Genomic DNA, 6613 nt, shown 5'->3' on the forward strand with positions numbered 1-6613 from the left:
AATAGCGATCGCAGCCAAGCGCCCACTGCTACTAACGCATTAATACTTGTAATGCCTATGCAGCAAGGTTTATAGCTTTTCTTAGTGCCATTCGTACCTGTACCGATGTCTTGAGTACCACTTTGTACTTTCACTTCTCCACTAGCAAAAATTTTTACTTTGACTGATGCAGTTCTAGAGTTGCTGGGAAATGTCGCACTTGCCATTCCCCAACCAATCAGGAAATGATTATCTCGCATGGAACGGGGCACTGGGTTACGTTGTAACCAACCAAAAATTTCTGCCCCTTTTTGGTAACATTGTTTCAGGGATTTACTTGACCAAGGTAATCCTTTATGCGGCTCGATATCTGCATGATTTATTAATCTTAGTTCAATCGGGTCAATATTTAAGGCATAAGCTAATTCGTCCATTGCCGACTCTAGAGCAAACATTCCCGTCGCTTCTCCCGGCCCACGCATAAAAGTTGGTGTACCAGTATTGATGCGTGCCAAACGGTATTTAATTTCCAAATTAGGACAGGCGTACATCATCGTTGTGGCTACGCCAACAGGTTCCACAAAGTCATCAAAGAGGGAAGTTTGGGATGTGCCAATGTGATTGATGACGGTTAATTTGCCTTCCTTGGTTGCACCTAACGTTAGCTGCTGTTGAGTTTGCGATCTGTGTCCGCAAGAGGTGTACATTTGCGCTCGCGTTAGCACAACTTTTACAGGGCGTTTTACTTGACGAGATGCGATGGCAGCTAAGATTGTATGCGATCGCAACAGCGCCTTACAACCAAATCCTCCGCCTAAATATTTGGAGATGACGCGGACATTCTCTTGCGGAATATTCAGCACAGATGCGATCGCTCTTTGGGTTGCCGAAATGCCTTGAGTGGTTTCATACAGCGTCAAATTATCCCCTTCCCAGATTGCGATCGTTCCATTCGCTTCTAGGGGATTATGATGTTCCATTGGCGTGGTATAATGCTGCTCTAGCAGTACATCTGCTAGAGCTTTCCCTAATTCAACATCCCCTCTGGTGATTTTACCTGGCATCATGCCAAAAAATATTGATTCGGGTTCAAATATCTCTGCATCTGCCACTGTGACTGTCGGAGCAGCTTCTTCGTAGATAATTTTTACCCTAGAGGCTGCGGTTTCAGCTTGTTCTAGAGTTTGGGCAATTACAATCCCTAGATGCTGACCATCGTAGTAAATATTATTGTCTTTTTCGGTTGGCGGGGGTTGTTGAGGGGCAAAGAAGGGTATTTTCAGCAGAGATGGGGTTTGTTGGTAAGTAACGATATCTAGCACACCAGGGACGGCTATGGCTGCGGATATGTCTATTTGGATAATTTTACCGCAAGCGATCGCGCTTTGGAAAATCACTCCATAAGTTAAATTCTCTATTGGCACATCGGCTGTGTAAGGTGCTTCTCCGGTAACTTTGAGTCTACCATCAACGCGATCGAGTGGTTTACCGATAATTTTATTCATAATTTTTCTGTCACAACTGAAAGCGCACGTACCAAAGCGCGTTTGACTAATTCAATTTTGAATTCATTGTGTGTTTGTGATTTCGCTTTTTTAACGGCTATTTCTCCTCCGGCTGTAAAGGTAGCTGCGTTAATTGTTTTACCTTTGAGAAATTCTTCAACTTCCCAACCACGCCAAGGTTTGGGTGCTACTCCCCCAAAAGCGATGCGTGCTGATTTAATCATGTCTTGTTCTACCTCTACGGCAATAGCTACAGAAACAAGAGCAAATTCGTAGGAAGCTCGATCTCTGACTTTTAAATAATAGGACTTATATGCAAAATCTGGAATTTCAATGGCAACAATTAATTCTCCAGGCTGTAATAGAGTTTCTTTTTCTGGCGTTTCACCTGGTAAGAGATAAAAATCGTGAATTGAAATGCGACGGGCTTTTTCTACGCCTTGAATGTAAATCACTGCATCTAATGCTGTCAATGCCACAGCTAAATCTGAGGGATGAACAGCAATACAATTTTCACTCACCCCAAAAATAGCGTGCATCCGATTGTATCCAGAAATTGCAGCACAACCTAAACCTGGAGTGCGTTTATTACAAGGAAAAACCGGATCGCGAAAGTAGCCACAACGGACTCGTTGCAGTAAATTACCGCCTACTGTTGCCATATTTCGCAGTTGGGGTGAAGCACTTTGTAACAATGCTTGGCTAATTACTGGATAACATTCTTGAATTTTGGGATGCTTTGCCACATCACTCATTCGAGAGATTGCACCAATACGGATTCCATTAGCAAGAGATTCAATATCTGTTAAGGGTAAACTATTAATATCGATTAATATATTCGCTGTTTGGACTCCATCTTTCATCAATCCCAGTAAATCTGTGCCACCTGCAATAAATGCAGCATTTGCGTCTTGATTAACTGTTGCGAGCGCAGCATCTTGGGAAGTAACTTTAGCATAACTAAATGGCTGCATCTTCCATTTCCTCTAACACATCCTGAATCGCTGCAATAATATTTGGGTATGCTCCACAACGACAAAGGTTTCCACTCATCTTTTCTCGAATTTCTGCCTCAGATTTTGGTGATTCTTCTAATATCATCCCTACGGCTGATACAATTTGGCCCGAAGTGCAGTAGCCACATTGAAAAGCATCATGGGTAATAAAGGCTGTTTGCATGGGGTGGAGTTTGCCATCTTGTGCTAATCCCTCAATTGTGGTAATTTCACTACCGATATGCATTACTGCTAGAGTCATACAAGAGTTGATTCGCCGATGATCAACTAATACAGTACAAGCTCCACATTCGCCGCGATCACAAGCTTTTTTAGTACCCATCAAACCTAGCTTTTCCCGCAGTGCATCGAGTAAAGTAACGCGAGGTTCTAGCTTCAGTGAGTAGAAGATATTATTGACATTCAACGATAATTCTCCTTCCTCTGAACCGAATATTTTCACTTCCTGGCTAAGAGGGTTTGAAGTTACTGGAACTAAAAAATTTTCTTTCATGTTTCATGTAGATACTAATTACATTCATAGTGGCTTGATTGCCCCATGCTTGATTGAGAGCTAGATTTTTGATTACTTCTACATTTGAATATAAAAATGATATAGCAAGTTTAGTGCCGTTATAGGAAGTTTATGAAATTTAAAAGTCAAATTTTGGGAATTTATCGCTAAAATCGACGTAACTGTATTTATTCGAGTTTGTCAGATTTGTCAAAAATACTGAATACGTGTAATTTTTCTGACCCCCAGCAACCGCAAAGCTGATGAAAACTAATTAGAACAATCATTCAGGGTTGATTCTTAAGGAAGATTGACTAAAAAAGTACTTAGGAGTCAAGATAACGACTGTGGAGCTAACTCAAAGGTGAAGATGTCTTTAGGCATGGAGGAAAGACATATATTTGTGGGGATATTTTGATTTCCAATATGAACACAAATTTAACTCAGAAATTATCCAAACCGATAGTAGAGAAAGTTGCTATTGTCGGTGCTGGCCTAGGCGGGTTGGCTGCTGCTATAGCGCTGAAAAGCCAAGGTATAGATGTTCAAGTATACGAAAAAGCCCAAGAATTTCGTCCGGCTGGAACTGGACTAGGACTAGCTCCTAATGGCTTGAGTTCTCTAGATGCGATCGCGCCGGGAATTGTCGAAACCCTCAAAACTTCAGGATGTGAGGTTCATTACACGGTTTTAAAGAATATTCGGGGAGAAACAATCCGGGCTAATGCAAGTAAATATTTAGAGCAATATGGACAGCCATTATTGACTATTTGGTGGTATCGTCTACAGCAAGTCTTAGCATCAAGATTGCCATCTGACATCATTCATCTTAATCATCGCTGTATCGGCTTTGAGCAAGATGAAAACGGTGTGGAAATTCATTTGGATGGCGAAAAATCAGTGTATGGAGATTTGCTGATTGGGGCTGATGGCTTTAACTCTGTAATCAGAGAAACTTTATTTGGTGAGGGTAAGCCTAATTATATTGGTAGTATGTGTTGGCGTGCCGTCATCAAGTATCACCACGAGCTATTTAATGACTATGAATTAGTTTTCGTCAAAGGCAATCAACAGTTCATGTACCTTCTGAATGTAGGCGGCGGCTATACCAGTTGGATTAGCCGGAAATTCTCGCCTGATTACTCTCTTTCCCACAGCGCAGATGAAGTGAAATCTCGTATTCTCCATGAATTAGCTGATTGGGATGAATCCTTTCGTGCGGTGGTCGAAGCGACACCAGCCGAGCAAATTTGGGAAGGGCCGATTTGTGATCGCCCACCGTTAAATCAATGGAGTCAGAACAGAGTCACTCTCTTAGGTGATGCTGCTCATCCGATGGCACCAGCGATGGGACAGGGAGCCAATACCACTTTTGAAGATGCTTATGAACTGCGAGAGTGTTTTGCTGATTCAACTAATTTCCAAGAAGCTTTAACTACCTACGAACAGCGTCGCATTGAACGCACAAAAATCATCCAAGCTCGTAGCGCTTTGGGCGAGATGCGCTACTACGATATCAACACCGAAGCATCTAACGCTCAACAGGAGCAACAAATGAGCCTTAATAAGGATTTTCAGAAATGGCTGTATGATTACAAGCCATCTGTAACAATTTAAATCTTAGTGTTACAGGGAGAAAGATACTTTTTACGAACTGGACTGATACCTTTGGTTTCTATAATTACAATGGGGGTGTTGACACTATTTATGATTTCAATGCCACTAATGAACTGATTCAGGTATCAGCTACTGGTTTTGGTGGCGGTTTATCAATCGGTTCACTCTCAGCTAATCAGTTTACCATCGGAACATCTGCAACGACAAGCGATCAACGATTCATTTATGATAATTCTACAGGTGGATTGTTCTTTGACCAAGATGGCAGCGCAGGTGGTTTTAATCAGGTAAAATTTGCCCAACTATCAACTCGATTGTCACTAACCAACAACAAAATTGTTGTTGGTTAATCTTTATTAGCGCTTTTTTATTACCAAAGTGGCTGATTTGCGGGGTGCTATTTTTAGTATCTCGCATCTCTACAGTTGGCTTGATTCTAGAAGCCGTAAGAACTTTTCCTGTCATAGTTTTCAATCCCACCCAGGGAGGTGTTTTCCGGCTGATCCGCAAAATGATCCATATAAAATAGCCAGATATCGGACAAGTCTGCGTCATTCGTCAGTTTTTGCTTAAGTGACTGTTTACCCTACTATCCTCCCTATCACAGTAAATATAATCCGATAGAAAGGACATGGGCAATACTAGAAAATCATTGGAATGGTAGTATTTTAGATGAAATAGAAACAGCTTTAAACTTTGCTAGTACTAGAGGTTACAGTTTACAAGTCTGGATGCGAGAGAAGAGACCTGAACATTATACCCAGTCATACTCCAAATTAACTTTTGCCAAGGATTAGTATTAGGCATAGTAGAGAAGGATAGTAGCTGTTTGAAAAAGTAGCACGAAGTTGATGTCTCACAGCTATGTCTAATAGAAATTTTTACAATTATCCTTTTAAGCGATCATCCCACCCTTTTCATGATTATCATTATTGTATTGAGCAGATATACTACAGAATTGTTAAAGGTCGCGGATGCTTTGAGGCTGACAAGATAATATTTTTAATCTCTAATTCCATTTGATTTGCGTTCTTAGTAGTCTGCCAAGTTATGATAATCCCCTCGATCAGTAGCCATCATAGAAAATCAAACTACTCTTCTTATTGAGCGACAGTTTATAATATTCTATAAAGATGATTAAGCCTAAAAATGTGTATCGCGGACACTCAGTGGAAAAAGTTGGTCACGGTAAAAGAGTGGTATTTAAAACAACTATTAACGAAAAAGAATGGTCTGCCGTGACTGAATTAGAGGTAAAAGCAGCAATTGATGCTTGGATTGATGAAGGAATAGAGCTTTAGCTATTGCCTAAATAGCTATACTTTGTGCGGACATGAATAATTGAGTTGCAAAACTGGGAGGCACGGAATAGGCGATAATTGACCCCGCCGTAGCAGTTTCGTTGGGGAATTCGTACCAGTCAGGAAAGCCTTGTAACTTCGCCCCTCCCTCAATAGACAAAGATTTGACCGTTCTATCAGGCAACCAGATATCAGCGAACTTACTACGGTTGCAGCCCTTGTGATCTGTGAAGTGCGTAGGCGCAGCCCGCCGCAGGCATCGCAAGATAGTGTTACAGGGCAATTGTGCAGGTTTATATTTGGACTGTGTACGCCCCCCAACTCTTTCTATTAGCAGTGGTGTTGGCGCATTCCCGGCTAAAAATTTCTCCAAAGCTTGTTGCTGTTTAGGTAGTAGATGTGAATCAGGCATTGTGGGAATGAGATGGGCGATACCTTCGGTACACTTCGTGAACGCCTCATACCAACCACAAGGTTTACTCTCCTTTGGTAGGGCAACCTGAAAACCCTTGCTTGCAATCAGGACTAACCGCCGACGCGCCTGGGGAAGTCCGAAGTCGGACATATTTACCACACTATACTTAATCAAGTATCTATAACTTTTGAGCTCACCGTTCGCGTAATAGGATTTGACTAAGAGGAATTATCGACCAAATGACCATAAATATCAGGTGATAGACCAAGTAAACAAATAATTTCCTG

The 6613-nt window shown here is 41.6% G+C and carries 6 protein-coding genes and 2 pseudogenes; 3 read left to right on the plus strand and 5 right to left on the minus strand.

All coding sequences use genetic code 11. From position 1 onward, the window contains the following. The 3 genes from V7K38_RS06825 to V7K38_RS06835 all read right to left on the minus strand — a co-directional run. Window positions 1–1484, minus strand: a 1484-nt coding sequence (locus tag V7K38_RS06825) for a xanthine dehydrogenase family protein molybdopterin-binding subunit (RefSeq protein WP_334856478.1), incomplete at its 3' end; no start/stop codon positions are given. Beyond that, window positions 1481–2458, minus strand: a complete 978-nt coding sequence (locus tag V7K38_RS06830) for an FAD binding domain-containing protein (RefSeq protein WP_334856479.1) — start codon at window positions 2456–2458, stop codon at window positions 1481–1483. The genes V7K38_RS06830 and V7K38_RS06825, both read right to left, overlap by 4 nt. Continuing rightward, window positions 2445–2993 carry a (2Fe-2S)-binding protein gene (locus V7K38_RS06835; protein ID WP_334856480.1) on the minus strand — a complete coding sequence of 183 codons (549 nt, stop codon included), beginning with the start codon at window positions 2991–2993 and terminating at the stop codon, window positions 2445–2447. Before V7K38_RS06835 ends, V7K38_RS06830 begins: the two co-directional genes overlap by 14 nt. A 426-nt stretch (window positions 2994–3419) precedes the next feature. Here V7K38_RS06835 and V7K38_RS06840 point away from each other — a divergent pair, with 426 nt between their 5' ends. Then, window positions 3420–4610 carry an FAD-dependent oxidoreductase gene (locus V7K38_RS06840; RefSeq protein ID WP_334856481.1) on the plus strand — a complete coding sequence of 397 codons (1191 nt, stop codon included), beginning with the start codon at window positions 3420–3422 and terminating at the stop codon, window positions 4608–4610. Between the two features lie 279 nt (window positions 4611–4889). On the opposite strand, the gene V7K38_RS06845 is transcribed toward V7K38_RS06840, so the two are convergent. Further along, the gene (locus tag V7K38_RS06845; protein WP_334856483.1) at window positions 4890–5075 is read right to left on the minus strand and encodes a hypothetical protein; all 186 of its coding nucleotides are present in this window, start codon (window positions 5073–5075) and stop codon (window positions 4890–4892) included. Between the two features lie 116 nt (window positions 5076–5191). Between V7K38_RS06845 and V7K38_RS06850 the strand changes: the two are divergent. Both V7K38_RS06850 and V7K38_RS06855 read left to right on the plus strand, forming a co-directional pair. Next, window positions 5192–5317, plus strand: a pseudogene (locus V7K38_RS06850) (ISAzo13-like element transposase-related protein); the annotation flags it as partial. 426 nt (window positions 5318–5743) lie between these two features. Beyond that, a complete protein-coding gene (locus V7K38_RS06855; RefSeq protein WP_334856484.1) occupies window positions 5744–5911 on the plus strand; it encodes a hypothetical protein in 168 nt (55 codons plus the stop codon). Window positions 5912–5918: 7 nt separating this feature from the next. Here V7K38_RS06855 and V7K38_RS06860 read toward each other — a convergent pair. Beyond that, window positions 5919–6509, minus strand: a pseudogene (locus V7K38_RS06860) (DNA cytosine methyltransferase); the annotation flags it as partial. Between the last annotated feature and the right edge of the window lie 104 nt (window positions 6510–6613).

Source organism: Nostoc sp. (assembly GCF_036917465.1).
GTDB lineage: Bacteria > Cyanobacteriota > Cyanobacteriia > Cyanobacteriales > Nostocaceae > Nostoc.

Coding starts and splice junctions, on each gene's coding strand:
- V7K38_RS06830 (WP_334856479.1), bottom strand. CDS start 2,458: ATGCAGCCATTTAGTTATGCTAAAGTTACTTCCCAAGATGCTGCGCTC.
- V7K38_RS06835 (WP_334856480.1), bottom strand. CDS start 2,993: ATGAAAGAAAATTTTTTAGTTCCAGTAACTTCAAACCCTCTTAGCCAG.
- V7K38_RS06840 (WP_334856481.1), top strand. CDS start 3,420: ATGAACACAAATTTAACTCAGAAATTATCCAAACCGATAGTAGAGAAA.
- V7K38_RS06845 (WP_334856483.1), bottom strand. CDS start 5,075: ATGACAGGAAAAGTTCTTACGGCTTCTAGAATCAAGCCAACTGTAGAG.
- V7K38_RS06855 (WP_334856484.1), top strand. CDS start 5,744: ATGATTAAGCCTAAAAATGTGTATCGCGGACACTCAGTGGAAAAAGTT.